This is a genomic window from Hyalangium sp. (assembly GCF_045802625.1).
Classification (GTDB): domain Bacteria; phylum Myxococcota; class Myxococcia; order Myxococcales; family Myxococcaceae; genus Hyalangium.
Map to the genome: position 1 here is coordinate 1 of NZ_JBJMQP010000035.1, position 26190 is coordinate 26190.

At 69.4% G+C, this 26190-nt stretch carries 19 protein-coding genes; 9 read left to right on the forward strand and 10 right to left on the reverse strand.

All coding sequences use genetic code 11. The annotated features are described in order from the left end of the window. A partial coding sequence (locus ACJ8AT_RS05525) for a nuclear transport factor 2 family protein (protein ID WP_407736550.1) occupies nt 1-283 on the forward strand: 283 nt, incomplete at its 5' end. Nucleotides 284-553: 270 nt separating this feature from the next. Here ACJ8AT_RS05525 and ACJ8AT_RS05530 read toward each other — a convergent pair. From ACJ8AT_RS05530 to ACJ8AT_RS05540, 3 genes are all read right to left on the reverse strand, one after another. Beyond that, the gene (locus ACJ8AT_RS05530) at nt 554-1894 is read right to left on the reverse strand and encodes a CBS domain-containing protein (RefSeq protein ID WP_407736551.1); all 1341 of its coding nucleotides are present in this window, start codon (nt 1892-1894) and stop codon (nt 554-556) included. A 227-nt stretch (nt 1895-2121) separates the two neighbouring features. Next, nucleotides 2122-2805, reverse strand: a complete 684-nt coding sequence (locus ACJ8AT_RS05535; RefSeq protein WP_407736552.1) for a hypothetical protein — start codon at nt 2803-2805, stop codon at nt 2122-2124. A 159-nt stretch (nt 2806-2964) separates the two neighbouring features. Beyond that, nucleotides 2965-4842 carry a vWA domain-containing protein gene (locus ACJ8AT_RS05540; protein ID WP_407736553.1) on the reverse strand — a complete coding sequence of 626 codons (1878 nt, stop codon included), beginning with the start codon at nt 4840-4842 and terminating at the stop codon, nt 2965-2967. Nucleotides 4843-5090: 248 nt separating this feature from the next. On the opposite strand from ACJ8AT_RS05540, the gene ACJ8AT_RS05545 reads away from it, so the two are divergent. Further along, a complete protein-coding gene (locus tag ACJ8AT_RS05545) occupies nt 5091-9485 on the forward strand; it encodes a pilus assembly protein PilY (protein WP_407736555.1) in 4395 nt (1464 codons plus the stop codon). Between the two features lie 110 nt (nt 9486-9595). Here the strand turns inward: ACJ8AT_RS05545 and ACJ8AT_RS05550 are convergent, their stop codons facing one another. The 3 genes from ACJ8AT_RS05550 to ACJ8AT_RS05560 all read right to left on the reverse strand — a co-directional run bounded on the left by ACJ8AT_RS05550 (nt 9596) and on the right by ACJ8AT_RS05560 (nt 12178). Continuing rightward, on the reverse strand, nt 9596-10549 hold the full coding sequence (locus ACJ8AT_RS05550) for a tetratricopeptide repeat protein (RefSeq protein WP_407736557.1): 954 nt from the start codon (nt 10547-10549) through the stop codon (nt 9596-9598). 228 nt (nt 10550-10777) lie between these two features. Continuing rightward, on the reverse strand, nt 10778-11806 hold the full coding sequence (locus ACJ8AT_RS05555) for an aldo/keto reductase (RefSeq protein WP_407736558.1): 1029 nt from the start codon (nt 11804-11806) through the stop codon (nt 10778-10780). A gap of 93 nt (nt 11807-11899) precedes the next feature. Then, a complete protein-coding gene (locus ACJ8AT_RS05560) occupies nt 11900-12178 on the reverse strand; it encodes a hypothetical protein (RefSeq protein ID WP_407736559.1) in 279 nt (92 codons plus the stop codon). Between the two features lie 244 nt (nt 12179-12422). On the opposite strand from ACJ8AT_RS05560, the gene ACJ8AT_RS05565 reads away from it, so the two are divergent. Beyond that, nucleotides 12423-12701 carry a hypothetical protein gene (locus ACJ8AT_RS05565; protein ID WP_407736560.1) on the forward strand — a complete coding sequence of 93 codons (279 nt, stop codon included), beginning with the start codon at nt 12423-12425 and terminating at the stop codon, nt 12699-12701. Nucleotides 12702-12731: 30 nt separating this feature from the next. Here ACJ8AT_RS05565 and ACJ8AT_RS05570 read toward each other — a convergent pair whose 3' ends face one another. Both ACJ8AT_RS05570 and ACJ8AT_RS05575 read right to left on the reverse strand, forming a co-directional pair. Beyond that, the gene (locus tag ACJ8AT_RS05570) at nt 12732-14324 is read right to left on the reverse strand and encodes a hypothetical protein (RefSeq protein WP_407736561.1); all 1593 of its coding nucleotides are present in this window, start codon (nt 14322-14324) and stop codon (nt 12732-12734) included. Between the two features lie 47 nt (nt 14325-14371). Continuing rightward, a complete protein-coding gene (locus ACJ8AT_RS05575; RefSeq protein WP_407736562.1) occupies nt 14372-16156 on the reverse strand; it encodes a response regulator in 1785 nt (594 codons plus the stop codon). A 328-nt stretch (nt 16157-16484) separates the two neighbouring features. Between ACJ8AT_RS05575 and ACJ8AT_RS05580 the strand changes: the two genes are divergently transcribed. Further along, nucleotides 16485-17591, forward strand: a complete 1107-nt coding sequence (locus ACJ8AT_RS05580) for an AAA family ATPase (RefSeq protein ID WP_407736563.1) — start codon at nt 16485-16487, stop codon at nt 17589-17591. Between the two features lie 42 nt (nt 17592-17633). Here ACJ8AT_RS05580 and ACJ8AT_RS05585 read toward each other — a convergent pair whose 3' ends face one another. Next, a complete protein-coding gene (locus ACJ8AT_RS05585; protein WP_407736564.1) occupies nt 17634-18515 on the reverse strand; it encodes a hypothetical protein in 882 nt (293 codons plus the stop codon). A gap of 175 nt (nt 18516-18690) precedes the next feature. On the opposite strand from ACJ8AT_RS05585, the gene ACJ8AT_RS05590 reads away from it, so the two are divergent. Beyond that, complete coding sequence (locus ACJ8AT_RS05590; protein ID WP_407736565.1) at nt 18691-20076, forward strand: serine/threonine-protein kinase; 1386 nt, start codon at nt 18691-18693, stop codon at nt 20074-20076. Nucleotides 20077-20088: 12 nt separating this feature from the next. Here ACJ8AT_RS05590 and tkt read toward each other — a convergent pair whose 3' ends face one another. Further along, nucleotides 20089-22143 (reverse strand): transketolase, encoded by a 2055-nt coding sequence (gene tkt, locus ACJ8AT_RS05595; RefSeq protein ID WP_407736566.1) that lies wholly within the window; start codon nt 22141-22143, stop codon nt 20089-20091. A 792-nt stretch (nt 22144-22935) separates the two neighbouring features. On the opposite strand from tkt, the gene ACJ8AT_RS05600 reads away from it, so the two are divergent. The 4 genes from ACJ8AT_RS05600 to ACJ8AT_RS05615 all read left to right on the forward strand — a co-directional run bounded on the left by ACJ8AT_RS05600 (nt 22936) and on the right by ACJ8AT_RS05615 (nt 26176). Further along, entirely contained in the window at nt 22936-23487 is a 552-nt protein-coding gene (locus ACJ8AT_RS05600; protein ID WP_407736567.1) for a cell wall protein, read from the forward strand. A 184-nt stretch (nt 23488-23671) separates the two neighbouring features. Next, complete coding sequence (locus tag ACJ8AT_RS05605; protein WP_407736568.1) at nt 23672-24169, forward strand: hypothetical protein; 498 nt, start codon at nt 23672-23674, stop codon at nt 24167-24169. Nucleotides 24170-24362: 193 nt separating this feature from the next. After that, a complete protein-coding gene (locus ACJ8AT_RS05610) occupies nt 24363-25859 on the forward strand; it encodes a serine hydrolase domain-containing protein (RefSeq protein WP_407736569.1) in 1497 nt (498 codons plus the stop codon). After that, complete coding sequence (locus ACJ8AT_RS05615) at nt 25856-26176, forward strand: hypothetical protein (protein WP_407736570.1); 321 nt, start codon at nt 25856-25858, stop codon at nt 26174-26176. Before ACJ8AT_RS05610 ends, ACJ8AT_RS05615 begins: the two co-directional genes overlap by 4 nt. The last annotated feature ends 14 nt before the right edge of the window (nt 26177-26190 follow it).

Consider the following 26190-nt stretch of genomic DNA (forward strand, 5'->3'; position numbering starts at 1 on the left):
GGGGGCTCGCCAGTTCTGGAAGGAGTACAAGGGCACGCTGGCGCGGGTGAAGTCCACCTTCCGGAACATGATCGAATCGGCGGACCGGGTGGCGCTGGAGTGGGAGACGCAGGGCACGGCGCACAACGGCTCGGCGGTGAGCTACGAGGGCGTGTCGATCCTCGAGTGGGACGGCGATCGGATCCGGCGCTTCTTCGCGTACTTTGATCCGGGGCTGCTAGGGCGGGAGATGGCGTACGGGACGGCGCAGCGCTCGGAGCCCCCGGCTACCACGCCGGCCTGAGCCGTGGCGCTGGGGCCTTCATGACACCCCGTTTCGGGCAAGCGGGTCCTGAAGGACCGGGCGCGCCTGGCTCCAACCCCACGTGACTGCGAGGTTTGTGAGGGCCCGAGGACTGCGCGGGTCTCGGCCCTGGGATTGCTATGCAGCCCGGTGTGCTCCGCGGCCCTCCTCACCGAGGGCTCAGGGATGGGCGGAGTGCCGTCAACCCGCGTGGCCGCACGGCTGAGGGATCTTGGGGGATGCCTCAGCCTGCGCGCCCGCGGGAGTTGGTCAGGTCAGCCGGCTCCAGAAGGAGCGCTTGGAGGAGATGCGATCCAGCGCCTCTTGCAGCTCCTGGTCGTAGTCGGCCCGGTTGGCGATGTCGCCCATGGAGATGATGCCGATGACGCGGTCATCCTTCTCGACCACGGGGATGCGGCGGATCTGCTTCTTGCCCATCAGCTCGATGATGCTGTGGATGTCCTCGTCCGGGTGGACGCACTCCACGTCGTCCGTCATCACATCCATGGCGCGGAGCTGATCCGGCGTCTTCCCGCCCGTGAAGGCGCGGACGACGAGATCCCGATCGGTGACGATGCCCACCAGCGCGCCCTTGTCATCCACGATGGGGACGACGCCGCAGTCCTCGTCCTTCATGAGCTGAGCCACGTCGCGCAGCGAGCAGTCGCGGCGCAGCGTCTTCACGCCGCGGGTCATGATCTCCCGAGCGGTGAGCGGCTCGCGCTGCCAGCGGCGGGGCTGGCCGCCCACGTCCATGCCGCCCGAGCGCCGGCCGCCCATGTCCGAGCCCCGGGCCGTATAGGTGCCCATGTTCACGCCCATGCCCGGCTGGCCCGGGCTGGCCTGCCCCATCCCGAGCAGCGCGTCGTAGCGCCCACCCGAGCTCTGGCCCTGGTTGCCGTACTGGCTTCCCTGGTTGCCGCTGAACTGGCCCTGGCCGCCGGAGTACTGGCCGCGCTCCTCGCGCAGCGGGCGCTCCTCGGCGCCGTAGCCGGTGCGATCCCACGGACGGTAGTTCTCGCCGCCGGTGTCGCGGCGCATCTCGAGCGAGTGGCGGGTGTCCTGCTCGCCCATGCGCATCTGGCCGCCTCCCATGCCGGTGGCATAGCGATCATCCCGATCGTCCCGGCCGTACGGGCCCTGGGACAGGCTGCCCTGGCTGCCGCGGCCCCAGTCGGGGCTGGGGCGCAGGCCCTCGCGGCGCTCGTCCCTGTTCATGGCGCCCGAGCTTGAGCCACTGTAGCCGCCCCGCATGTTGAGGCCGGCGCCCGTGCCCATGCCGCTCATGCCCATGCCGGTGCCCGTGCCCATGCCCGAGGCCATGTCCGTGCTGGTGCGCGGCTGAGCCAGGCGCAGCGCGGCGGCGCGGTGGAAGCGGCCTTGGCGCACGGAGGGCTCTTCATCGCGCTCGGGGCTGTAGCCGGTGATATCGGACTCGGAGCGCTCACGGGAGCCGGGCGGAGACACATCCGCGCCCCGCTTCGACACGTCGATGCCCCGCGCCGACACATCCGTGCCGCCCATCATGCTGCCCGTCCCGTTCTCGGGGATACCGGTGCGCTGAGAGCTGCGGGCGTCGTCCCTGCCGTTGTCCATTCTTCTGTCGGCCATCTGGATGAACCTCCAACTGCGGAGTGGTGATCCCACGCTCGGTGTGGAGAGCGCGGGCGGCGAAGGCTGGGGATGCTCCCCTTCCGCACCAAGGGGGAGCCCGCTCCAGCCGCGCCGTCTGTCCGCAGCAGGTCAGGTCCAGGTCGCTGGACGCTCGGAGCCGGACACCGCGGCCGCCCGCTGGCCAACGGAGTGGCTCCACGGGGCCGAGGCACGTCCCGTGCAAATCAGTGCACGGACCAGAGCGCGCCGATCTCCTCACACGCCAGCTCCACGTCATGGAGCCGGCGGGAGTTGGCCTTGGGAGCCTCGAAGAGCGTGCCGGCGAACACATCCACCACGCGGATCAGCCGGTGATCCACCGGGCCCAGGTGCCGCAGGTGCTGCTCGGCGAAGCTCTGCAGCAGCGTGGCGATGTACTGCCCCGAGCGCTCATCCAGCGGGTGCCACTTGGCGAAGTAGAGCTTGAGCAGCCCCACCTTGTTCTCGCCGCGCCGGTCCACCATCTGCAGCACCACCTCGGGGCGCACGCTGATGGTGACGCCGGCCACCTCCAGCACCGGGGGCTCCTGGCCCACCGCGCTGAGGATGGTGCCGCCCAGCTCCAGCTTGGGCACCAGCGCGGCGAACCGATCCAACGCCTCGCTGCACAGTTGCAACCGCTGGGCCTCGAACTCCGTCTGCGGCACGGTCGTGAAGAAGCGCTCCTGGTGGTTGGCCAGGATGCCGCCGTTCAGGCCGCCGCAGAGGAACTCGGTGATGGCGAGCGAGGCCTCCGGGTAGCGCAGGTACTGCGGATCACACGGGTGCTTCTGATCATGGATGATGCGCTTGCGACGGGCTGGTGAAGCGGTGAGGTACTCGCCCAGCTTGTTCACCGAGACGCGTGGCGACTCACGGGTTTCCGCCATGGGTACGACCCCTTCGTGTGTCGTTGATGCAGCGACACTACAGAAGGGGTCTGACAGCGCATTCCCAGGGGTTTCGCGGACTTGGAGTGTCGGATCCCTGGATCCGATGTGAGAAGACCCAGTGGATTGGAGTGGCGTGGGGACCCATGAGGATCTGGATCACCGCGCCGCCACGCGCGTCACCAGCGGACGAGCCTTCTCCAGCAGCTGGAGGAACTCCTCGCGCTCGGCGTTGCCGGCGGGCGTGGCCTCGCGGGCGATCTTCTGCACCTGCTCGAAGCTCCAGCGCTGCGCATGCGGGCTGCGGCGGAAGAGCTCGGCGGCGCCCATGACGGCGGTGGCGAAGCGCAGATCCTTGCTGGCCGCCGAGAACGCCGGCGCCAGAGAGCGGGCGGAGAAGTGGAACTCGCGCTCGGTGGCCGTCTCGCCGCGAGGCTTCTTGGCGCGCACGCGCACGGTGGCCAGGTTGTCGCCCGCGCCCGGCTTGAGCTCCAGCTCGTACAGCGCGGTGACGGTGTGGCCGGAGCCCAGCTCGCCCGCGTCCACCTTGTCATCGCGGAACTGGATGTCCGCGATGGCGCGGTTCTCGTAGCCGACCAGCCGGTAGCGCGCCACCTGCGCGGGGTCGAACTCCACCTGCAGCTTCACGTCCTGGGCGATGACCTCCAGCGTGCCGCCGAGCTGCTCCTGGAAGATGCGGCGCGCCTCCATCAGCGAGTCCACGTAGTAGTGGTTGCCGTTGCCCTTGTTGGCGAACTGCTCCATCAGCTCGTCCTTGTAGTTGCCCATGCCGAAGCCCAGGGTGGTGACGGTGATGCCCTCCTTCACGTAGCCCTGGATCATCTTGAGGATCTCCTCGTGGCTGGTGGCGCCCACGTTGGCGTCGCCGTCCGAGAGGATGAGGACGCGTGAGGTGGACTGATCATCCACCGTCTTCATGGCCTGCTTGTAGGCGAGCTGGATGCCGTCGGACATGGCGGTGGAGCCGCTGGCCTCCAGCTCCTCGATGGCCTGGTGGATGACGGCCTTCTTCTCCAGGCCGGTGGGAGGCAGCGCCACCTTCACGTGGCCCGCGTAGGTGACCATCGCCACGGTGTCCCCATCCCTCAGGTTGTCCACGAGCATGCGCAGGGCGCGCTTGGCCAGCGGCAGCTTGTCCGGAGACTGCATGGAGCCGGAGACATCCACCAGGAAGGTGAGGTGCGCGGGCTTGCGCTCGGAGATGCTGAGCTGCTTGCCCTGCAGTCCCACGCGCAATAGGTGGCGGCCGGGCGTGTACGGCGAGGGCGCCGCGTCCATGTGGACGGCGAACGGCGAGCCATCCGTGGGGCCCTCGTAGCTGTAGCGGAAGTAGTTGAGGAACTCCTCCACGCGCACGCCCTCGGGCGAGGGCAGCGAGCCCTCGAGGATCTTCCTGCGCGCCAGCGTGTACGCGCCGGTGTCCACGTCGATGGCGAAGGTGGAGAGCCGATCCTCGCTCGCGGTGACGAAGGGGTTGATGCCCCAGTCGTGGTACTGCTCGGAGTTGCTGACCGGATCCGCCTGCGGAGCCGGGCGGTTCACGGGCCCCGCGACGTAGACCTGCTTCCTGGCCATCATCGCCTTGCCGCCGAGCGTGGCGCTGCCCTGTCCATAGGCGACGCTCCCGCCCACGCCCACGGATCCAAGGCCGCCTCCGCCCGAGCCCGCTCCTCGAAGCCCCAAGCCTCCGATGTTGCCTCCCTTGGCGCCGAATATGGCGGAGGCCAGCGACGAGTCCGCCTTCGCCAGCGACGAGTCCGCCTTCCTCTTCGCGTGCGCTGGAGCAGCAGCCGACGGGGGCGGAACATCCACCTTGGGTGCCAACTTGGCACTCGCGGCATTCTCCGGGACGAGGAGCCTGTCGACCTGCGGCTCCTTCTTCGCCACCTGCTTCGCCTCAGCGACGGACTCGAGCCGCGGCGCCTCGTCCTCCCGCGAACGGCATCCCACGAACATTCCACCTGCGACGAACAGCGCGCAGACGATCCCACTGACGGCCACACGGCTCCGCCTCATGAAAAACCTCCCTCGTGCTTTGGGCTGACGGGAGGGTTGGACAACGGCTCGCGCGGCGGGTTCCCGAGAAAACCTTGCGGGGTGCAAAGTTTGCGAGCCTCCGCCCCCTGTGCGCCTTGGCGCGGCGAGTGTGGGAGGCCCCGTTGTTTCGCTGGCTTGCGGCAGGCCCGAGCGAGGGACGGAGTTTGCAACCATCCGGCTCGCCGCGCGGCCCGAGAGGGTGCGCGGCTTCCCAGGGAGAACCCACCATGCAGCACTCCTGGATTTCTACGCTTCGTCGTCTCTGCCTGAGCCTCGCGATGCTGGGCGTGGCGGGCGGCGCGCACGCCGAGCTCGGCGACCCCGCCGCGAACACCGCCGCCTGCTGCCAGCTCACCACGTCGCTGGTGAATGACGTGCTGCGCGGCAAGGACGTGTCCGGCGACGAGCGCTTCTTCAGCACCGACGGCGCTCCGCCCAACATCCACTTCCTGGTGGATCTCTCGAGCTCCATGCGCGAGCTGCCGCAGGTCATCAACAGCGGCCACAAGGACTTCTTCGACATCACCGTGAACGGCTGCACCAACCCGCGCCTGGATGCGTTCGAGGCCAGCCGCGGCTGGAACCCGAACACTCAGTACCCCGTGCCGGATCCGGGCACCGGGCTGGGCTCGGACAGTGGCTTCACGGATCTGTTCAAGGACGACAAGTTCTACGGGTACATGTTCTGGAACGACAGCAGCAGCCCGGCCTACCAGTGGGACACCAAGGAGCAGGCCTGCCAGCAGCAGGTGCCCAACTGGGACACCACGGGGGCCGCGGACTACAACACCTGCGTCAACTGTCTGGCCACCAAGGGTTACTGGAAGCTGCCGACGGCCACCCAGCGTGACACCGCGCCGTTCCAGAACCGCGACTTCATCTTCTGGGGCCGCTTCCTCAACTTCGATCCGCCCAAGTACGTCACCGCCAAGGCGGTGCTCAAGTCGGTGATCAAGGATCTGCGCCGGGTGCGCGCCGGCGTCAGCGTCTTCACCACCACGGCGACCCTCTCCTCGCTGAGCAAGGCGCAGGCGCCCGTGTGCTCGGCGATCGCCAGCGACGCCAGCGCGTTCAACAACACGCTCCGCGCCGACTACATCGACACGATCAACAGCTGGACGTTCACCACGGGCACGCCGCTGGCGAAGGCGCTGCTCAACGTGGGCTACTACTTCTCCTCGGACGACAGCGTGTACCGCACCACGTTCAACTTCGGCACGGCCTACAGCTACCCGCCCGAGTTCAAGAACCCCGGGCTCAACGCGGACAACCGCAGCGTGTGCTGGGGCTGCCAGGCCAACTCGGTCATCATCATCACCGACGGTGAGCCCAGCGGAGACTCGTTCAGCTCCACCATGGCGGACCGGATGCGCACGGTGAACGGCGGCCCCACGTACTGCCCGGACAGCCAGCCGTGCGCCGCGGGCACCACTGCCTCCAGCCGCGACAAGGGCACCAGCGACACCTCGCTCACGGACGACAACCCCAACTACTACCTGGATGACGTGGCCAAGATGCTCTACGAGCAGGATCTCCAGCGCGGCTCGCCCGCGCAGGTCGGCGACTTCAACACCGCCGGCAAGCAGAGCCTCACCACCTATACGGTGGGCTTCGGCGTCAACAGCAACCTGCTGAAGCACACGGCCGAGGTGGGCGGCGGCCTGTACTACACGGCCGATGATGCGGCCAGCCTCAAGCAGGCGCTGCTGGACATCATCAACAACGTGCAGACGCGCGCCACGTCCTTCTCCAGCCCCGCCGCCAGCGCGCTGCAGGTGCGCAGCGCCGGCGCCACGCTCATCCCGCGCTTCAAGCCGGCCCGCGCCAAGACGGAGCCGTGGCAGGGCTTCCTCTATCGCTTCGACCTGGGCGCCGAGCGCCTGCTGGGCTGCGATCCGAAGAACCCGGCCGCGGGCGGAGATCTCAACCATGATGGGGACTGCGATGACACGCTGCTGATCGACGCGTCCGGTGCCGCCGTCACCGAGGATGATCAGGGCGACTTCGTGAAGCTGCTGTCGCCGCTGACGCCGGCCCAGCCGTTCTGGGAGGCCGGTGCACGGCTGCACTCGCAGGGGCCCACGCGGTGGAAGACCCGCCGCATCTTCACCATCGTGGACAGCAACCACGATGGCAAGGTGGACTCCAACGACACGCCGCTGGAGTTCAGCGAGGCCAACGCGGGCGTGCTGCGCGAGTACCTGGGCATCAGCACCAACCCCAACGTGTGCTCGGATCTGGCCGCCAGGCTGGGCGTGACGAGCCTGTCGCCGGACGACTGCGCGAAGGTGATCATCCGCTGGTACCGCGGCGCGGACGCGCTCAACAGCGACCCGGCGCTGCGGGACAACGACCGGCCGTTCCTGCTCGGAGACATCTTCCACTCGTCTCCGGCCAACGTGGATCCTCCCATGCCGAAGAACTTCTGTGGCTTTTCCACCCAGTGCCTGTCGGCGCTCTTCTCCGGCGCCACGCCGCAGGAGAGCACGTACACCACGCCGAGCAGCACGCAGGTGCTCGCCTATGACAAGTACGAGTACGAGGCGGGCAACCGCGACAAGCTCGTCCTGGTGGGCAGCAACGACGGCATGCTGCACGCCTTCCACAACGGCAAGAGCACCAACGCGGTGGACGCCTTCACCGGCCAGCGCAAGTACGACAACGGCACGGGCGAGGAGCTGTGGGCCTTCGTCCCGCCGGACATGCTGCCCAAGCTGCGCCCCAACCTCGGCAAGCACGGCTACTTCGTGGACGGCACGGCCATGGTGCGTGACGTGTGGATCGACGGTGCGGCCGGTCAGCCGGCCGACGGCAAGAAGCAGTGGCAGGAGTACCGCACGGTGGCCGTGGTGGGCACGGGCCGTGGCGGCGTGCACCGCTTCGCGCTGGACCTGACGCGCGTGCTGGGCCTGGAGCCGGGAGACACCGCGAACCTGATGCCCAACCAGGCCGGCGACTTCCTGTGGATGTGGCCGCAGCCGTGCGATCCGCTGGCGATGCAGGTGGGCGAGAGCTTCACCAACTTCGCTCCGCGCTCGCCGCCCATCGGCCCGGTGGCGCTCACCGAGGAGGCGGATCAGGCGCTGAGGGATCTCTACGGGCAGGGCGGCAGCCCCGGCCAGGGCCCGTGGCTGATCGACAACACCCGCGCCCGCGAGCGGTGGGTGGTGGCGCTCAACGGCGGCTTCGACGAGCACATGCTCCGCGGCCGCGGCATGGCCATCGTGGACATCCGCACCGGCCACACCGTGTGGAGCTTCTTCAACGGAGACGGGCAGAACCGCTCGGGGAACCTGCGCTACCCCATCGGGGCGGGCCTCTCCATGCTGGACATCGGCCGCGCCGACAACCCGAGCGCGGACGCGGATCTGCTGTGGGACTCGGCCACCGTGGGCGACTACGGCGGGCAGCTGTGGATGGTGCGCCTGTGGAAGCCTGGGACGTGGAACAACTCGAAGAAGCAGGTGGACAACTGGTTCGCCGCGCGGGCCTTCCGCGTGGCCAACCTGGGCGGGAAGACCCCCGACGAGGAGGCCATGCGCGCGCCGTTCAGCTACATGACCCTCAATGCCCTGCAGCCCGACACCGGCTTCCTGCGCACCTTCGTGGGCACCGGCGACCGGGACAACCTGCTCGAGAAGGGCACCTCCTGCCGCCTGTCCAACCCGCTGGGCTGCGCCGTGCAGGGCTGCGGCGTCAGCAACACGCTCACCGTTCAGCGCGGAGGCTCCACCTTGTACACCACGAGCAGCTCCTTCCAGGACTACCACTACACGTCGGGCAGCTCGACGGCGGGTACGGCTGGCAACTCCTGCGCGGGGGCCCAGGTGACGCTCAGCTGGAACAACGATGCCGCTCACGGCTGCGGTAACGGCAACGACGGCTCCATCCAGTACACGTGCGATGGAGACTCCACCACCTGGAGCTGCCGCGAGACGGCCGACACCTGGACCGCGCTCAACTACGTGCAGGACGCGCAGCCCTTCCCGCAGCGCTTCTACGGCGTGTGGACGTACGGTGGCACCGACCCCACGCGCCTCTTCAACAGCGACTCCGAGGCGACCACCTATGACAACCACCTGTTCACGGATGCCGATCTGGTGAACGTCAGCCAGTTCGACAGCACGGGGCAGGTCCTCTCCACCAGCCAGCAGTCGGCCGCGCCGGCCGGCAAGGGCTGGTATGTCGAGTACGCGGTGCCCAACGAGCGCACGGGCACCACCGGCACGCTGCTGAGCGGCTGCGTGCTGTGGAGCTCGTTCGAGCCCAGCGGGGCCTCGTCCGCCATGTGCTCGACGACGGGCACCAACGTGGCGCGGCTGTACCAGTCCAACTTCGCCACGGGTGTGGCCAACTGCGCGCTGAGCTTCTACGACAAGGGTCAGGACAAGTGGGCGCGCTACACCAAGAGCAACACCGTGGCCGCTCCGGCCGAGCCGGCCATGCAGGTCTCCATCGGCGGTGGGGAGATCGTCCTCGGCGCCACCCAGCAGGGGCCGGGGCAGCAGTCCACCACGCAGGTCCAGAAGAGCGACGAGGGCGTGAAGTCGCTCTACCAGCTCGAGCTGGATCCGCGCGGCCACAGCTGCCGCCACGACGGCCTCGCCACGGCCTGCGAGTAACGAGGCTGCCGCGGTGGCCTGAGGGCTGAAAGCACAAAGGGCTCGGAACCGGTGCCAGGTTCCGAGCCCTTCTCATGTGCGGGCCATGAAGCCCGAGCCGCCCGTGGGGCTTACTTGCCCGGAGCCGGGGTCGGAGCCGGAGCGCCCGGGGCCGGAGCCGCCGCAGCCGCCGCGGCCTCCTTGGCCTTCTTCTCCTGGGCCTTCTTCTGGGTCTCGGTGAACTTGTCGGTGAGCTCCTGGAACTGCTTCGAGTACTCCTCGGCCTTCTTCTGGTGCTCGGCCGCCCGGGCCATCGCCTCGGCCGCCTTGGCCTTGGGCTTGATGGTCTTGGCCTCGGTCTCCGCGGCCTGCTGCTGCGCCACCTCGTACTGCTGATACTTCGCGATCACGATGCGCTTGTTGATGTACGAGTAGGGGTAGTCCGGGTTCAGGGCGATCACCTGATCCAGGTACGCCATGGCCTTCTCCAGGTGCTCGGGCTGCGCGGGCGCCGTCGCGCTCTGCGTGCCGCCGCGCAGGGAGTAGATCGCCGCCAGCCAGCCCAGGCTCGCCTCGTCCTTCGGGTTGATCTTCAGCGCCTCGTTGAACTTCGCCTCGGCCGCATCCAGGTTGCCCGACTGCCGGTACTGGTCCGCGATGACGCGGTAGAGCTCGACCTTCTCCTCGGGCTTGTCCTTGGTGGCCATGACCTGCATCAGCGCCTTCTCGGCCTCCTCGACCTTGCCGGCCTGGCGGAACTCGTCCGCGGCCACGCGGTACAGGTCCGTCTTCTCCTCGGACTTCTTGACGAACTCCACGTACTTCAGCAGCGCCTGCCCGGCCTTCTCGTGCTCACCGAGCTGCTGGTGGGCGAACGCCTTCTCCTTCCAGGACTTCTCCTGGTTCGGGTCGGCCTGGAGCGACAGCTCGTACTCGGCGGCGGCCTCCTTGAACTCCTTCTTGTTGAAGTGGTTGGTGGCCTTGATGCGGTGCTCCTTGGCGGGATCCTGCTTGTCCTCGCACGCCACGGTGCCCGTGAGGCTCAGCACTCCGAGCAGCAGCCCGACTCGTCCCAGCTTCTTCATGCACATGCCTTTCGATGGTGCCGGGGAGCGGGGCTCTCGGCACGGTTTGGAAATTGGAGGGAGGGCCGGCAGCATACCCGAAGTCGATCCGCGCGCCCCCTCCCAGGTGGGCTCCCCCGGCCTCTACCCGGGGGAGGGGCATGGGCGGCGCCAGTCCCCCGCGCTGGAGAGCAGCCGGGCCTCCCCCAGAGAGACTCGGAGTGCGAGCCCGCTCCGGGGCGCGCCCGCTCAGGGGCGGTGGTTGACGATGTTGTTGGCGTGCTGGCCGTAGATGACCTGGCGGATGAAGTCCCGGCGGAGGAACTCGTGGGGGAAGCCCAGGTCCACCGCGCTCACCTTGTCCAGGCGGGACAGGTGCTCGGGGGCGAGCGTGAGCTCCAGGCTGGAGAGGTTGTCCTGGAGCTGGCGCAGCGTGCGCGCTCCGAGGATGGGGACGATGATGCCCGGCTGCTGGCGCACCCACGCCAGCGACACCTGCGAGGGGCTGCGGCCCACCTCCGAGGCTACCTTCTTCACCTCTTCGGCGATGGCCACCGCGCGCTCGGTCTGCCGGCCCTGGTTGTTGGCCGCGCGCTTGGAGTCCTCCGCCTGGGGTGTCGTCTTCCCGGCCAGCACGCCGCCGCCCAGCGCGCCCCACGGGGTGACGGCCAGCTCCAGCGCCCGCGCCATGGGCAGCAGCTCGCGCTCCACGGTGCGCTGCACCAGGCTGTATTCAATCTGGAGCCCTACGAAGCGCGTCCACCCGCGCAGCTCCGCCAGCGTGTTGGCCTGGGCCACCACCCACGCCGGCGTGTCGCTCACGCCCACGTAGCGCACCTTGCCCGAGCGCACCAAATCGTCCAGGCCACGCATCACCTCGTCCACCGGCGTGAGGAAGTCCCAGGCGTGCAGCCAGTAGAGATCAATGTAGTCCGTCTTGAGCGCGCGCAGGCTCGTCTCGACGGAGGACATCATGTTCTTGCGGTGGTTGCCGCTGGCGTTGGGATCCTCGGGGCGCCGCGACAGCGAGTACTTGGTGGCGAGCACGAAGCGGTCTCGCTCGGAGGAGAGGAACTCGCCCACCAGCCGCTCGCTGCTGCCGTTGGTGTAGTTGACGGCGGTGTCGATGAAGTTGCCGCCCTGGGCCACGAAGGCATCGAACATGCGGCGGGACTCGTCGGGCGAGGCGCCCCAGCCCCAGTCCTCTCCGAACGTCATCGTCCCGAGGCACAGCTCCGAGACGCGCAGCCCGCTACGGCCCAGCAATCGGTACTTCATGGCGGCACTCCTTGCGGTGGGAACTTCCGAAGTCGTGCCGCCCCTCTAGGCCCGTTCCCGCCCGCTGGCAATGCGAGACTGGGACGCTCCTGGCTAGGGTTTGCCGCCCGGGTAATCCGCCCAGTACGTGTCCGGGAGCGGGTTGGTCCCCCGGTCGCTGCGGGGGCCGTCTCCATCCGGCAGGGAGTCGACGCCCTCGCGACGAGGCTCGTCCTCCTCCTCCTCCGTGCTCTTGCGAGTGGTGGGCTTGTCCTCGCCGGGAGCATCCTTGGCGGGGCGGGTGGCGGGCTCCTCGTGTTGCGGGCTCGTCGGGCGCCCGAACATGTCCTCGGCCGGCTGGGTTCCTGGCTTCTTCGTGTCCTGCGTCGCCATGATGGAAGTCCTCCGGCGACAACGGTCATGGCGAGCGCGCCCCACGGCAATCTGTCAGGAATGCAGGGCCCCTGAGCAGGCGGCCGGGCGAGGGCCTGGCTGGAACGTGGAACTTCTTACAGATCCGCCCCTGAAGATCATTCAGGGCGAGGACAAGCGGCCCCACCAACCCTAGGATTTCTCAGAAACAGAGATGGGCGTGGGGTTTGCAATGAGGAGGAGCGGGGGGTCTCAAGAGCACCTTATGACTCGTTCACTTTCTGCGCTTTCACCCTACTACCGGATCGAGCTCGCTCCCCAGGCCTGGAAGGAAGTGGGCTGCGTGGCGGCGGTCGACTTCCAGGTGCTGCAGGACGTGATGGAGCTGTTGGCGGTGGAGGGCACGCCGTACGAGCAGGGCCAGGGGCCGCACGCGCTCACGGTGGCGGGCTTCGAGGTGCTGTACACGCGCGATGACGAGGAGCGGGTCCTCACGCTGCACCGGGTGCGGCGAGCGGCCCAGCAGCCAGGCAAGACGGGCTGACTCCGAGTGAGGGGCCCGTGAGCGCTGGGCTCACGGCTCGCGGAAGATCAACAGGCCGCGCGAGGTGTCCACCGCGTACACGTACCCGTCTCCAGGCACTCGCATGCCGATGGCTCCCTCGTAGAAGCTGTAGCCGCGCTCGAAGTCCGTCTCGCGGAAGGTGTTGAAGGAGGCGATCTGCCGGGGCTGCGAGGGCTCGGACACGTCCAGCACCCGCACGCCCTCCTGGTAGTGGGCGATGTAGAGCCGCGTACCCACCAGCACCATGTTGTGGATGGAGTGCTGCGAGCGCAGCTGCCACTCGCCGATCTTCACCACCTTGGCCGGATGGGTGACGTCCAGCACGCGCAGGTGCGCGTCGTAGCCCTCGCCGCCCTCGAAGGCGACGGTGCGCCCGGCGAACGTGCCCACCGCGTTGGCGTGGCTGGACTGGTGGGCGTACATGTACTTGCCCAGCTGATGCACGTTGGAGGGCTCGCCCACGTCCTGGATGAGGTACCCGAGATCCCAGTGGTTGATGTACAGCCGCCCCTGGTACGCGAACGCGTCGTGCGTGTAGCCCGTGGTCTGCCCGCCCGGCGCGGTGAACCGGTCCAGCAGCACCGGCGCCAACGGCTGGGAGATGTCGAACAGCAGCGTCTCGGCGCGGGGATCCGGAGACATGGCGTACAGCCGGTCCCCCTCCACGAAGACCGTGTGCACGTCGATGGCATCGTCCGGCAGGCTCCGGAGGAACACCGGCTCGGCGGGCTGGGAGATGTCGAAGAGGAGCACGCCGTGGGTGGCGCTGGCCACGTAGAGCGCGTCCCCTTTGGACCAGAGGCCGTTCCAGTAGCTGTCCCCCGGCAGCGTCACCGTGCGCCGGAACACGGGGTGGGCCTTGTCCGCCACGTCGAACACGGTGAGGCCCCCGGTGCGCCCGTTGGCGTTGAGCGACACCACGTAGGCGTGCCCCTTGGCCACGTAGACATCCGCCGGCAGGCCCAGCGACACGAAGGACTCGGAGACGAGCGGGAGGCCTTCGGACTCCTGCTCGCCCTCGAGCCGTGAGGCCCGCAGCGCCTGGAAGGTGCCATACGAGCGCACCTGGCCATTGCGGCACGTGGCATAGCAGCCGCTGAGCTGCCCCTCGCCGGACACCTGGCAGCCCATGTAGGCCGTCCGGGTGGTGGTGATGCCGTCCGAGAGGGTGCCATCCCTGCGGAGGTAGAAGGACTGGCTGTCCCGCTGCTCCGTGGTGGCCGGGCCGCCCGCGATGATGCTGGGGCCCCCGCCGTTCGCCAGGTGCATGGCCGAGGCGAACATCACCCCGCCCGAGGATGAGGCGCTCGACACCGCGCGGCTCTTCAGGATGTAGACGCCCTCGGTGGGCGCGCTGCCCAGCGTGCTCAGGGCGCACTTCGCCAGGTCGAAGGCAGGGCGGTCCCCACACGCGGACTCGGCGGTGGGGACATAGTGGCACGGCGCCAGAGCCCCCTCATCCGCCGCATCCCCCTTCTCCGGCAGCGAGGGCCACGGGCTGGGCTCCGCGTCGGAGTCCGGGGGCTTGGGCTCCGAGGAGCAGCCGGCGAGCAAGAGGACACAGGCGGCCAACCACGCCCAGGCGCGAAGGGTGCGAGTCATGGAGGAGAGAACTCCCGTCGAGGGGCGTCAGCCCCGGTGGAGGGGACTCACGGGGTGCGGGGCGGCAACAGGCGGGTGACGCGCGCCAGCAGCGTGTGGATGGAGAAGGGCTTGGCCACGAAGTCCACGGCCCCCTCGTTGTACAGCTTCATCACGTCCTCATCGCGGATGCGCGCGGAGAGCACCAGCGAGCGCACGGGCGAGGAGGCCTCCCGCAGCGCGCGCAGCACCTCGATGCCCGAGCGCCGCGGCATGTGCACGTCCAGCAGCAGCAGATCCACCGGCGTGAGGTTGGGGTTGAGCAGGCGCGTCAGGGCCTCCTCTCCATCCTCCACCGTCTCCACCACGTAGCCCTCGGCCTCCAGCAGGCGCTGGAGCACGCGGCGCAGCGCGGGCTCATCGTCCGCCACGAGGATGCGGTGCGAGCGGGCCTGTCCCCCCTCCCCGGAGCGAGCGGCCGCGCCCGTGCGCCCAGTCGCGCCGCTCGCCTCATCGCGAGCCGGCGGGCTGAGCCGTGCGGCAGGCTGGGCCGCCGGATTCATGGGAGGCTGGAGCAGACGGGAGCCGCCAGTCGTGGGCTCCTTGTCCATGCGTGGGGCGAGGGGAGGCCGGGCCGGCTGCGGCGGCAGGGCAGGGGGGAGGGCGGGACGCGCGCCCGAGCCCGTCGAAGTATGGGAGGTCCGGCTCTGCGAAGAGCCCGTCTGTTCCAGGCGCGAGCCGGTGAAGGGCCGCTCCGGGTGGGCTGGCTGGGAGGAACCCGCGGCGGTGCCGGAGTCTCTGTCAGGGGAGGCGCGCAGCAGCGTGCGGCGCTGCAGGTGGGCCATGAGCCGCAGGCGCAGCTCGGCCGGCTCCACGGGCTTGACCAGATAGTCGTCCACGCCGAGCTGGAAGGCGCGCACCCGCTCCGCCGAGCCGTCGCGCGTGGTGTGGAAGACGACGGTGAGGTTGCGCCAGGCGGGGTCGGCTCGAATCTGGGTGAGCAGCTCGAAGCCATCCAGCGAGGGCAGGGCCACATCCAGCAGCAGCAGGTCCGGGTGGTGGCGCTGGAGGCTGGAGAAGAGGTTGCGCCCGTCGTTGAGCGTCACCACCTCCATGCCCGCGGCCTCGAGCACGGCGCGGGCGGCGGCGAGCACCACGTTGTCATCATCCACGGCCAGGACGCGGAAGCGGGCGGGGCTGGCACGCTGGATGGAGACCAGCTCGCGCGCCAGCGCCTGGGCCGGAGTGCTCAGCGAGAGCACGGCGTCCACGCCCTCGCGAGCCGTGGTGCGCAGCTCGGCCGGAGGCACCAGCAGCACGAGCGGAGGAGGGTGGCCCAGCGAGCGCATCACGGTGCGCACCGAGGCGGGCACGGTGGGGCCCACCACCACGCGCTCCACGGGGCGCTCGGAGGTGAGCAGGCGCGCGGCCTCCTCGTCCGAGCCGGCGGACACGGCATCCATGCCCACGGCCTCGAGGTGGTGGGCCAGCTCCACGGCCAGGTGGCTGTCCGCCAGCCGCACGAGCACGCGCGGCCGGTGGGGCACCAGCGGCAGGGTGCTCGGGGGGTGGGCGAAGGCCTCCTGGAGGGACTGGAGCAGCCCGTGGACGCGAGGCGGGAAGGGCGGGGCGTCGCCCTCGGTGAGCTTCTCCAGCTCCGTGGCGATCCGGGCCACCTCGGTGAAGCCCAGCGTGCTGGCCGTCTGCCGCAGGGCGCGCACCACCTGGGCGAACATCGTCGAGGAGCCGTTGAGGCCGGCCTTCCAGCCCTCGGCGTGGCGGCGCAGCTGGCTCAGCCGTTCGGACGCACTGGCGCGGAAGCCGTCGCGGACTGTCGCGAGGGCCTGAGCCATCTCTTCTGCGACACCACGCTCGGCCATGAGGGTCGTCGGGCTCGTGAGGTGAGGACGCGGGCGCGGGGCACGCCCGTGACAACAGGTTTAGCACGACGGCCGAGAGGCTGTCCGCGCCTGGAAGGAGGAGTGCACTAGGAGACGCCCGGTTGCCCCCTATCCCCCGGGAAGGTTCGAGCTCCATGCTACCACAGTAGGAAGATCTGGAAACGCAGGTTGCCCGGAGAATGGCTGGATTCACCCGGGGTGATGGGTGCTGGGCCGCTCGGGGGCGGCTTGGTGGATCCGCGCCCCGGGGCCTGGAGTCCTCCAGTACGCTCGGCGGGCGATGACGGTGACGCGGCTGGAGATAGCGGGCTACCGCTCGGTGAAGCGGCTGGTGCTGCCGGTGCACCCGGTGACGGTGGTGGTGGGAGCGAACGGGAGCGGGAAGACGAACCTGTACCGAGCGCTCTACCTGCTGCAGGCGGCGGCAGAGGGGCGGCTGGCGCGGACGCTGGCGGAGGAGGGGGGCACTCCGAGCGTGGTGTGGGCGGGCCCGCGCGAGCACAAGAAGCCGGTGCGGATGACGGTGGGGGTGACGCTGGAGGACGAGCTGGCGTACGAGCTGAGCTGCGGCATCGTCCCGAGCGACCCTTCCGAGCCGGGGACGCTGTTCCTGTTGGATCCGGAGGTGAAGGAGGAGCACCTGTGGGCGCTGTCGGGAGGGCGGCGCGCGGTGTTGATGGAGCGCAAGGACCGCACGGCGTTCCTGAGGGACTCGGAGGGCAAGCGGGTGACATTCCCCACGCAGCTGTGGAGCGCCGAGTCGGTGCTGGACCAGCTGGCCGAGCCGCAGCGCTTCCCGAGGCTGTCGGAGCTGCAGCGGACGTTGAAGGCGTGGCGCTTCTACCACCAGTTCCGGACAGACCTGGAGGCGCCGGCGCGGCAGCCGCAGGTGGGGGTGAGGACGACGGCGCTGGCGCATGACGGCAGGGACCTGGCGGCGGCGCTGGCGACGATCTACGAGATTGGGGACCGGAGGGGGTTGGAGAAGGCGCTCGACGACGCATTTCCGGGAGCGGAGCTGCAGGTGGAGGCGCCGCAGGGGCGGTTCAGCCTGGCGCTGCGAATGCCCGGGTTGAGTCGGCCGATGGCGGCGAGCGAGCTGTCGGACGGGACCTTGCGCTACCTGTGCCTGCTGGCGGCGCTGCTGAGTCCGCGTCCACCGCCCTTCGTGGCGCTGAACGAGCCGGAGACGAGCCTGCACCCGGATCTGCTGGGCCCGCTGTCACGGCTGCTCGTGGAAGCGGCGAAGCACAGTCAAATCTGGGTGACGACGCACGCGGAGCCGCTGGCGGAGGCGGTGTCTCGGCGCACGGGCTACGAGCCGGTGCGGCTGGTGAAGCACGGGGGCGCCACGGAGGTGGAGGGCCCGGCCTCCTCGGAGGAGTAAGGCGCCCGGGATGAGGCTCTGGCTGGCCTTGCCAGCGGTGGCCTAGGGAGCAGACTCGCTAGCGAAGAGTTCCTGGACGGAGTCCGTCGTCACCGCTTTGCGCAGCCAGATCTTGAGCTGAGCGAGATCCTTGCAGGCCAGGATTCTCTGTCGGCTGGCGGCATCTACCTCGAGGCCCCGAGCATCGAGCACCTCAAGCAGGGCTTCCTGTTCGCCCTCCTGGCGTCCTTCCTCGCGTCCTTGGGCGACGTACTTCCGGGCGAAGTTGCTCTGGTACTCGTAGGTTCCACGCTGCATCAGCGCCTCCAGGGCGTTACGGGCCGCCTCGCTCAGCGAGGACAAGGCCAAGTCAACGTAAAGGCGGACACGTTCGGCTTCAAGCCCCGCCACGGCTCCCATGACCGTTCGTGCAATAGCCTGTCCCACCTCTTCTTGCCCATGTGCCATGGCGGACAACACCGCCAGCTCCGGGTCCCTGCGGGCCGCCTGCTCGTCGGTGAGCACGGGGATGGCATCCGGACTTGCTACCAGCGGCTGGAGCATGAAACCCGGGTGGCCCAATTCGATGGGTTGAGCGCACCAGCGCGCCACCGCAGCGTTCGGCGCTACTACCAGCAGCGCCGTGGGGCAGTCGATTCGCGAGCGCAGGCTGGTCAGGTACAGCGGCCATGTCTTGCGCTTGTCCTCGTCCCGGGACAGCTGCACCTCCACCACGATTGCGAAGACGGGCTTGTCTTCCACCAGGAGCACTACGAGGTCCGCCCGGTACTCGGTAGGGACCACTTCGGTGAGCTCGGCGGACTCCACCCGAGCCTCGGACCAGGCTGGCAGCGTGAGCCCGAGCGCGTCTTGCAGCAGCTCGGGCGCTAGCGTGGGACGGTTGCGGAACAGGAGCAGGAGCCCCTCGTGCAGCATGGAAGCCATGGCGAGGCAGGGTAGGTGAGGGGTCTGACCCAACAGGTCTCCCGCAAACTCCCCTCTCCCCCAAGTGACATGACCTCCCGAGGCCGCGCTGAAAGGTCCTACCCATGGAGTAGAGTGCCGGGCGGTTGCTCCTACCCGAGAGGATCTCATGCCTCGCCCCTCCACTGAAGAGCCCTTGCCAGCGTTTCCCCCTCGAATCGGAGCGTGGAGACTGCTCGAGCTGCGCAGCTGGGGCTCTTACGGCACCGTCTACCGCGCGGAGCCCCTCGAGCGCCCCGGCACGAGCCCGTTCGCGCTCAAGCTCGCGCACAGCCCCATGGATCCACGCTTCCTGCGCGAGGCGGAGCTGCTGCGGCGCGTGCGCCACCCCCATGTGCCGCGGCTCTACGACTCGGGCCTGTGGGAGAACTCCTCGGGGACCTTCCCCTTCCTGGTGATGCAGTGGGCCGAGGGCGTACCCTTGTATGATTGGGCGCGCGGGCGGGTGGTCAGCTCGCGGCAGGTGATGCGAGTGGTGGCGCACATTGCCTGGGCGCTGGCGGCCACTCATGCCGCCGAGGCCGTCCATCGAGACGTAAAGGGAGACAACATCATGGTGCGGCCTGAAGACGCCCATCCCATGCTGCTGGACTTCGGGGCCGGGGACTTCCGCGGCGCTCCGACCCTCACGGAAGGGGCGCTGCCGCCGGGAACCTACGGCTACCGCAGCCCCGAGGCCCTGCGCTTCCAACAACGCTTCTGGCGGACGCCCGGCGCTCGCTACGAGCCGGGGCCGGCGGATGATCTCTACGCCCTGGGCATTACCGCCTACCGGCTCGTCACCGGCGCCTTTCCGCCGCCGTGGGAGCCCTCTGAGATCCGGGAGCAGGAGCCCTCGCTGCCCACGGTTGCCTCCGAGCCCGCCGAGAAGCGGGTGAACCTGAGCCCGGAGCTGGCGGCCATCATCCGGCAGTTGCTCTCGGAGGAGCCCTTGGCGCGGGGGAGCGCGGCCCAGGTGGCCGAGGCGCTGGAGCAAGCGGCGAAGACGGCCGGGCCCGAGGCGGATCAGCCCATCACCCATCGTGCCAGGGTGGCACCTGCAATGCGCAGGAGCGAACCCCGCTCGACGCGTCTGGCTTGGGTGAGGAAGCCATGGGTGAGCGCGGCCATGGGGCTGGCGGCGACGGCGGGGCTGGCCACGGTGTGGGTGGTTCACGAGCCACGGAACCCGGAGCGGCAAGCGCCACCGTGGCCCCCGGAAGAGTCAGCTCGTCCGAAGCAGGACAAGGACAGCGCGGATGGGGGCACCTCGCTCGCGGACGAGACGCTCGCCAGCATGGTGAAGATGGAGCAGCCTCAACTCACCTGGCAGGGATTGGAAGCCGATATGCCAAAGGAGCCACTGCCGGGGCAGGCACGGCCTCCGTGCAAGCAGCGAGGAGCGGTGGTGATCAACGGGGGCTGCTGGGGGCGACCCGAGAATTCGACGCCGCCCTGTGGAGAGGGAGATTACGAATGGGGAGGACTCTGCTATCGCCCAATCCTCGGGAAGGCTGCTCCGGCCACCTCGGAGCCGCGGTAGCAGAGCGCATCATTACTGCTTCGCCTTGGCGATGGTGTCCTTGGCCTCCTTCACCACGTTGTCCACGGTGAAGCCGAACTTCTGCAACAGGGCCTTGAGCGGCGCGGAGGCACCGAAGGAGCGCATGCCAATCACCGAGCCGCGCAGCCCCACCCAGCGCTCCCAGCCGAACACCTCCGCCTGCTCCACCGCCACGCGGGCGCGCACGGAAGGAGGCAGCACCGCGTCGCGGTAGCTCTGATCCTGCTGCTCGAAGAGCTCCCACGAGGGCATGCTCACCACGCGCGCCTTCACGCCCTCGGCCTTGAGCTTCTCGTAGGCCTCCAGGCACAGCGGCACCTCGCTGCCGGTGCCGATGAGGATCACCTCGGGTGTCCCTTCGGAGTCGGCGAGCACGTAGGCGCCCTTGGCCACTCCGGACGCGGGCCCGTACTTCGAGCGGTCCAGCGTGGGCACCGCCTGGCGCGTGAGCACCAGCGCCACCGGGTGGTGCTTCAGCTGCGCAATGAGCCGCCAGGACTCGGTCACCTCGTTGGCGTCCGCGGGCCGCAGGACGACGAGCCCCGGGATGGCGCGCAGGCTGGGCAGCTGCTCCACCGGCTGGTGCGTGGGCCCGTCCTCGCCCAGGCCGATGGAGTCATGGGTGAAGATGTGGATGGACGGCACCTCCATGATGGCGGAGAGCCGGATGGCCGGGCGCTGGTAGTCGCTGAAGATGAGGAAGGTGGCGCCGTAGCCGCGCACCTTGCTCAGCGCCAGCCCGTTGACGATCGAGCCCATGGCGTGCTCGCGCACGCCGAAGTGGATGTTGCGCCCGGAATGATCGCCCGGCTTCATCGGCCCCGAGCTGGTGATGTACGTCTTCGTGGACGGGTTGAGGTCCGCCGAGCCGCCCACCAGCCACGGATAGTTCTTCGCCAGCGCGTTGAGCACCTTGCCGCTCGACTCGCGCGTGGCCATGCCCTTGGCGTCCGGGGGGAAGGTGGGCAGCTCCTTGTCCCAGCCCTCGGGCAGCTCGCGCCGCTGCATGCGCTCGAGCTGTTCGGCCAGGTCCGGGTGCTGCTTCTTGTACTCGGCGAGCGTCTTCTCCCACGCCTCGCGCAGCTGCTTGCCGCGAGCCCCCAGCCGCTTCTGGAACTGCTCGCGCACGCCGTCGGGCACCAGGAACTGCGAGTCCTCGGGCCAGCCGTAGGCGCGCTTGGCGCCCTTGAGCTCCTCGGCGCCCAGCGGCTCGCCGTGGGCCTGCGCCGTGTCCTGCTTCTTCGGCGCGCCGAAGCCGATGTGGCTGCGGACGATGATCATCGTCGGCTTGCCGCGCTGCTCCTTGAAGGTGCGGTACGCCGCCGAGAGCGCGTCCAAGTCGTTGGCGTCGTCCACGCGCAGCACGCGCCAGCCGTAGGCCTCGAAGCGCCGGCCCACGTCCTCGGTGAAGGCCAGGTCCGTGCTGCCGTCGATGGAGATGCGGTTCGAGTCGTAGATCCAGCACAGGTTGGGCAGCTGGAGGTGCCCGGCGACGGAGGCGGCCTCGCTGGCCACGCCCTCCATCATGTCGCCGTCACCGCAGATGGCCCACACGTCGTAGTCGAACAGGGTGAAGCCCGGGCGGTTGAAGTGGCCGGCCTGCCACCGGGCGGCGATGGCCATGCCCACGCTGTTGGCCACGCCCTGGCCCAGCGGGCCGGTGGTGGTCTCCACGCCGGAGGTCCACCGGTACTCGGGGTGGCCGGGGGTGACGCTGTCGAGCTGGCGGAACTTCTGGAGGTCCTCCATGGAGATGGTGGGCACCTCCTCCACGCCGTAGGCGCGGGTGACGCGGCGCACGCCCGCCAGGTGCAGCAGCCCGTACAGCAGCATGGAGGCGTGGCCGTTGGAGAGGATGAACCTGTCTCTGTTGGGCCAGATGGGGTTGGCCGGATCGTACCGCAGCTCCTGCTGCCAGAGCTGGTAGGCGACGGGGGCCAGCGCCATGGGCGCGCCCGGGTGCCCCGAGTGGGCCTTCTCCACCGCATCCATGGCCAGGGTGCGGAGGGTGTTGATGCTCAGCGTGTCCAGCGTATCGGTCTTCATAAGTGGGAGTTCCCCTTCAGGCCCCTGCGTCGGGCGCACCATGCCGCAAGCGCGGCCCGAGCGCCGCACCAAACGCGCCGAACGTCTGGGGTGGGACGGAGTGTCAGACCGGTCTCCTACACTTGCGAAGAAATAGCGGCGGCCCTGGTTCGTTTCAGGAACCGGGCGGATGGCGCGTCAGGGCCAGCGCTCTCGTTCAGGGGTGGGTGTCATGGGTCATCTGTTCGTTCCGGCGGCGCTGGTGTTGTGGGTAGGGGTGGCGGTGGTGCGTTCGTTGGCGACACCGGCCCCGGCCCCCAGTCCTATCCGGGCGGTGGAAGTGGAACGCACAAAGCCGCGCCCGGCCGAGTCCTCCGGCAAGTCCGTGTCGGAGGCCCAGCGGGCAGCGGCGCAGGTGCACGGCGAGGGCTGAGGCCGCTCGCCGCAGGCAGTGTCAGGGTGGATGAGTAGAGCGTGTCCTTGAGGGCTCGTGCCCCGAGCGCTGCGCGGCTCGTGTCCGCTCATTTCAGCAACACGGAGGGGCGCCTGTCCGGTCTGACAGGTGGATTCGATTCGGGGGGATGGCCATGGTTCAACTCTTCATTCCAGCGGTGCTGGTGCTCTGGGTGGCGTGGGTGGTTCCGCGCTCCCGGCGTCGCAACCGGCGCTTCAAGCTGAGCGCTCGCGCCCGGTAACACCGAGCTCGCGAGGCTCCCAACCGGCCCCGAGGTGCACAACCTCGGGGCTCTTTTTTTTTCTCGGGGTGACAGGGGACTCACCACGGCGCTCCCTTGGGTGTATATGTGGCGCCACATGTCCTTCGAGAAAGCTCTTCGAGAGATGATTCGGGGTGAGCTGGCGGCCCAGCTCAGCCCGCTCCAGAAGTCCATCGCGCAGCTCGAGCGAGGGTTGGATTCGCTCCAGGCGCTGCGCAACGTCACGGGGCAGCTCGCGCCGCTGCTCGCCCAGCGAGGCCGGGAGGTGGTGCTGCGGCACGCCCAGACACAGGCGCCCCCCCAGCGAGCGGCTCCCGCACGCGCTCCGGAGGCGGCTCCGGCGCCGAGGGCGAAGGCGGCCCCCACCTCCGGCTTCAGCTGCGCGGTGAGCGGCTGCAGGCGGCCGGCGCGCTCCAAGGGCTACTGCTCGGCGCACTACCAGAAGCTGCGCTTGTTGATCCGCACCAACCGCCGCCCGGCGGACTGGGTGGATGATGCTCCGCCCCAGTCGGCGCGGGATATGAAGCTGCCTCGGGGCCGCGCCGCGGCGCGCGACCGGGAGCCCGAGCCCGTGGCTCCCAAGGAGCCGCCCAAGCCCAAGGCGTGGGTGCGCAAGAAGGGGAGCGCGGAGAAGGTCTCCCTGAACTGAGCCGTGGGCTCCCCTCGAGAGGGAGCCGCCGGGCTTGCTGACGGACAGGGCCGCCACGGCGGTGGCCCGCGAGTGCCGAAGCGAGTGGGGAGTCCGAGCGGAGCCCGCCCTCGTGCCGTGGCTTCCCGACACGTCAGGTCACACGGCCGTTGACAGACCTGCCGGGGGATGGGATTCGGGCGGCATGAGCGAGCAAGGCTATCCGGTCTCCGTGGCCGTGCAGCGCCCTGACGGGCGCGTCGAGCACGTGCGTGTGGGCACCGCGTTCAAGATCGAGGACGGCTTCACGCTGCAGATGGGCGAGCTCTTCATCGGCGGCACGCCCGAGGCGGCTCCGGCGAGCACCGGGGCCCCCCGGCGAGCGTACAGCAGCGGGGGCGGCTCCAGCGGCGGCGGAGGTGGGGGCGAGGTGTTCCCCAACTACGGCCGCAGCAAGGGTGGGCCCATCCGCGGCGCGACCATGCAGGACCTGGAGTACTACGCCAACGGCGCGCGGCGCTCTCTGGCGGACCCGAGCAAGTCGCGCTGGCATGACAAGGAGCGCGCGCTGCTGGCGGCCATCGAGGCGGAGATCGCCCGCCAGCGCGGCGGTGGTGGCGGGGAAGAGGATCGCGGCGGCGCGCCGTCCTCCCGGGATGACAGCGAGCCGCCTCCACACACCGACGAGGACATTCCCTTCTAACCTGGCGAAGGGGGTGCCGTGGCCCTGGTGAGGAGGTTGGACAGGGCCGTACCGCGGAGCGGCGTGGGTGGTAAAACGGCGAGCCATGCCTTCGCCGCACCCCGCTGGAGTGTCGAGTGCCTCAACCGAGGCTGCCCCAACAGGTAGCCTGGAGGCTCGGCCTCCCGCGAGCGGGGGCCGGTGGGTCGCGAGCATGGCGGTGGCCGTGCTGAGCGTCCCCGTGTCGCTGTGGCTGGGCAGGTGGGTGGGCGCGCTCGGGACCAGCACGGTGCTGGCGGCCCTGCCGGCGCTGCTCATCGTCCTGGTGCTGCCCGCGCTGGCGGTCGTGGTGGTGGAGCGCTGGCTCAGCCGCCGGGACGGTGCTCGGGGCACGCGCACGGGGGCGGCGCTGGGCGTGGCGCTCGGGCTCCAGGTGCTGGTGCTGGTGGGCGCGATCTGGGCGGGCGCCTCGGCGCGGAGGCTCGGAGACGCGGCCCTGCTGACGCTGGTGGAAGCGGGGGTGCTGCCCGGGGCGGTGAGGTGGATGACGAGACGCTCAGGCTCACCCGCGATGAGCGGGCTGCTGGGGTTGTTGGTGGCGGTGCTCGTGGTGCCGAGGCTCGCGGTGGCGGCCTGTCCCTCGCGAGACACGTGGCCGACGCAGGACTGGCCTCAGGGAGCGTTGCCCGCCGGGCGCGAGCAGGCGCTCAAGGCCTTCGAGGACTATGCCTTCACGCTGGAGGGCAAGGACGAGGAGCGCAACGGCATCCGCACGGACGGAGTGCTCATCATCCACCGTGGGCGGCTGGTGTACGAGCGCTATGCGCGAGGCTTCCAGGCGAACCAGCGGCACCTGGGCTGGTCCATGTCGAAGAGCGTGACCAATGCGCTCACGGCGGTGGCGGTGGGGCATGGGGTGCTGTCGGTGGATGACCCCATCTGCAAGCACGTGAAGGCGACGAACGAGGCCGCGTGCGCCATCACGGTGCGCAACCTGCTCGAGTTCAGCTCGGGGCTGGACTGGAAGGAGGGCTACGAGAACGGCTCGCTCCAGACGTCCTCGGTGCTGGCGATGCTCTACGGCGAGGGACGCCGGGACATGGTGGGCTTCATCACCTCGCACGCGCTGCGGGACAAGCCGGGGACGAGCTGGGAGTACTCCTCGGGGGACGCCACGCTGCTGGCGGGAGTGGTGGAGGCGGCGATGCGCCCGCGCTTCGGAGACGGGTGGGAGTGGAAGCTGCTGTTCGAGCCGGTGGGGGCGCGCAGCGTGATCTTCGAGCGGGATGGGAAGGGCACGGTGGTGGGCTCCTCGCTGGCGCACGCCACGCCGCGCGACTGGGCGAAGCTGGGCTTCCTGTTCCTCAATGATGGCTGCTGGGAGGGCCAGCGCCTGCTGCCGGAGGGGTGGGTGGCCCAGTCCGTGGCCGTCCCCGAGGGCCTCAAGCAGAAGCGCGTGGACTGGGATCCAGGAGACGTGAACGGCTGGCAGCTCTGGCTCAATCGCCCCGTGCCTGGTTTCCAGGAGCAGAGGCCCTGGCCGGACGCGCCTGAGGACGCTTTCGCCATGCGCGGACACTGGGGACAGTCCGTCACCGTCATCCCCTCGTTGGATCTGGTGGTGGTGCGCATGGCGGATGACCGGAAGAAGGCCTTCGAGCTCAACGCCTTCCTGGCGCGGGCCATCCCGCTGGTGGAGGGCGCGCCATGAAGCGCACGGTGCTCGGGGTGCTGCTCGCGGCCCTGCTCCCAGTGCTGTCCTCGTGCGGGAGCGGCACCAGCCGGCACAAGTACCAGAACAACGATCTGGTGCTCGTGACGGCCTACACGGCCAAGGACGCCTGCTCGTGCCTCTTCGTGATGGAGCGGGAGGAGGAGTTCTGCCGCGCCTTCGTGAAGGCCGACCCGGCCGTGGCGAGCCTCACCATTGACCGAGAGAAGAAGGCGGTGGAGACCTCGGCGCTGCTGCTCTGGGGCGCGCGAGCCCACTACGAGAACGCCCATGACGGCTGCGTGTTGGAGCCGTGAGCCCGAGAGGCAGG

Excerpts from the sequence above, each read along its gene's own strand:
- ACJ8AT_RS05545 (WP_407736555.1), top strand. The coding sequence starts at position 5,091 with ATGCAGCACTCCTGGATTTCTACGCTTCGTCGTCTCTGCCTGAGCCTC.
- ACJ8AT_RS05605 (WP_407736568.1), top strand. The coding sequence starts at position 23,672 with ATGAGCGAGCAAGGCTATCCGGTCTCCGTGGCCGTGCAGCGCCCTGAC.
- ACJ8AT_RS05575 (WP_407736562.1), bottom strand. The coding sequence starts at position 16,156 with ATGGCTCAGGCCCTCGCGACAGTCCGCGACGGCTTCCGCGCCAGTGCG.
- ACJ8AT_RS05615 (WP_407736570.1), top strand. The coding sequence starts at position 25,856 with ATGAAGCGCACGGTGCTCGGGGTGCTGCTCGCGGCCCTGCTCCCAGTG.
- ACJ8AT_RS05580 (WP_407736563.1), top strand. The coding sequence starts at position 16,485 with ATGACGGTGACGCGGCTGGAGATAGCGGGCTACCGCTCGGTGAAGCGG.
- ACJ8AT_RS05600 (WP_407736567.1), top strand. The coding sequence starts at position 22,936 with ATGTCCTTCGAGAAAGCTCTTCGAGAGATGATTCGGGGTGAGCTGGCG.
- ACJ8AT_RS05530 (WP_407736551.1), bottom strand. The coding sequence starts at position 1,894 with ATGGCCGACAGAAGAATGGACAACGGCAGGGACGACGCCCGCAGCTCT.
- ACJ8AT_RS05610 (WP_407736569.1), top strand. The coding sequence starts at position 24,363 with ATGGCGGTGGCCGTGCTGAGCGTCCCCGTGTCGCTGTGGCTGGGCAGG.
- ACJ8AT_RS05560 (WP_407736559.1), bottom strand. The coding sequence starts at position 12,178 with ATGGCGACGCAGGACACGAAGAAGCCAGGAACCCAGCCGGCCGAGGAC.
- ACJ8AT_RS05535 (WP_407736552.1), bottom strand. The coding sequence starts at position 2,805 with ATGGCGGAAACCCGTGAGTCGCCACGCGTCTCGGTGAACAAGCTGGGC.
- ACJ8AT_RS05570 (WP_407736561.1), bottom strand. The coding sequence starts at position 14,324 with ATGACTCGCACCCTTCGCGCCTGGGCGTGGTTGGCCGCCTGTGTCCTC.
- ACJ8AT_RS05565 (WP_407736560.1), top strand. The coding sequence starts at position 12,423 with ATGACTCGTTCACTTTCTGCGCTTTCACCCTACTACCGGATCGAGCTC.
- ACJ8AT_RS05540 (WP_407736553.1), bottom strand. The coding sequence starts at position 4,842 with ATGAGGCGGAGCCGTGTGGCCGTCAGTGGGATCGTCTGCGCGCTGTTC.
- tkt (WP_407736566.1), bottom strand. The coding sequence starts at position 22,143 with ATGAAGACCGATACGCTGGACACGCTGAGCATCAACACCCTCCGCACC.
- ACJ8AT_RS05585 (WP_407736564.1), bottom strand. The coding sequence starts at position 18,515 with ATGGCTTCCATGCTGCACGAGGGGCTCCTGCTCCTGTTCCGCAACCGT.
- ACJ8AT_RS05550 (WP_407736557.1), bottom strand. The coding sequence starts at position 10,549 with ATGAAGAAGCTGGGACGAGTCGGGCTGCTGCTCGGAGTGCTGAGCCTC.
- ACJ8AT_RS05555 (WP_407736558.1), bottom strand. The coding sequence starts at position 11,806 with ATGAAGTACCGATTGCTGGGCCGTAGCGGGCTGCGCGTCTCGGAGCTG.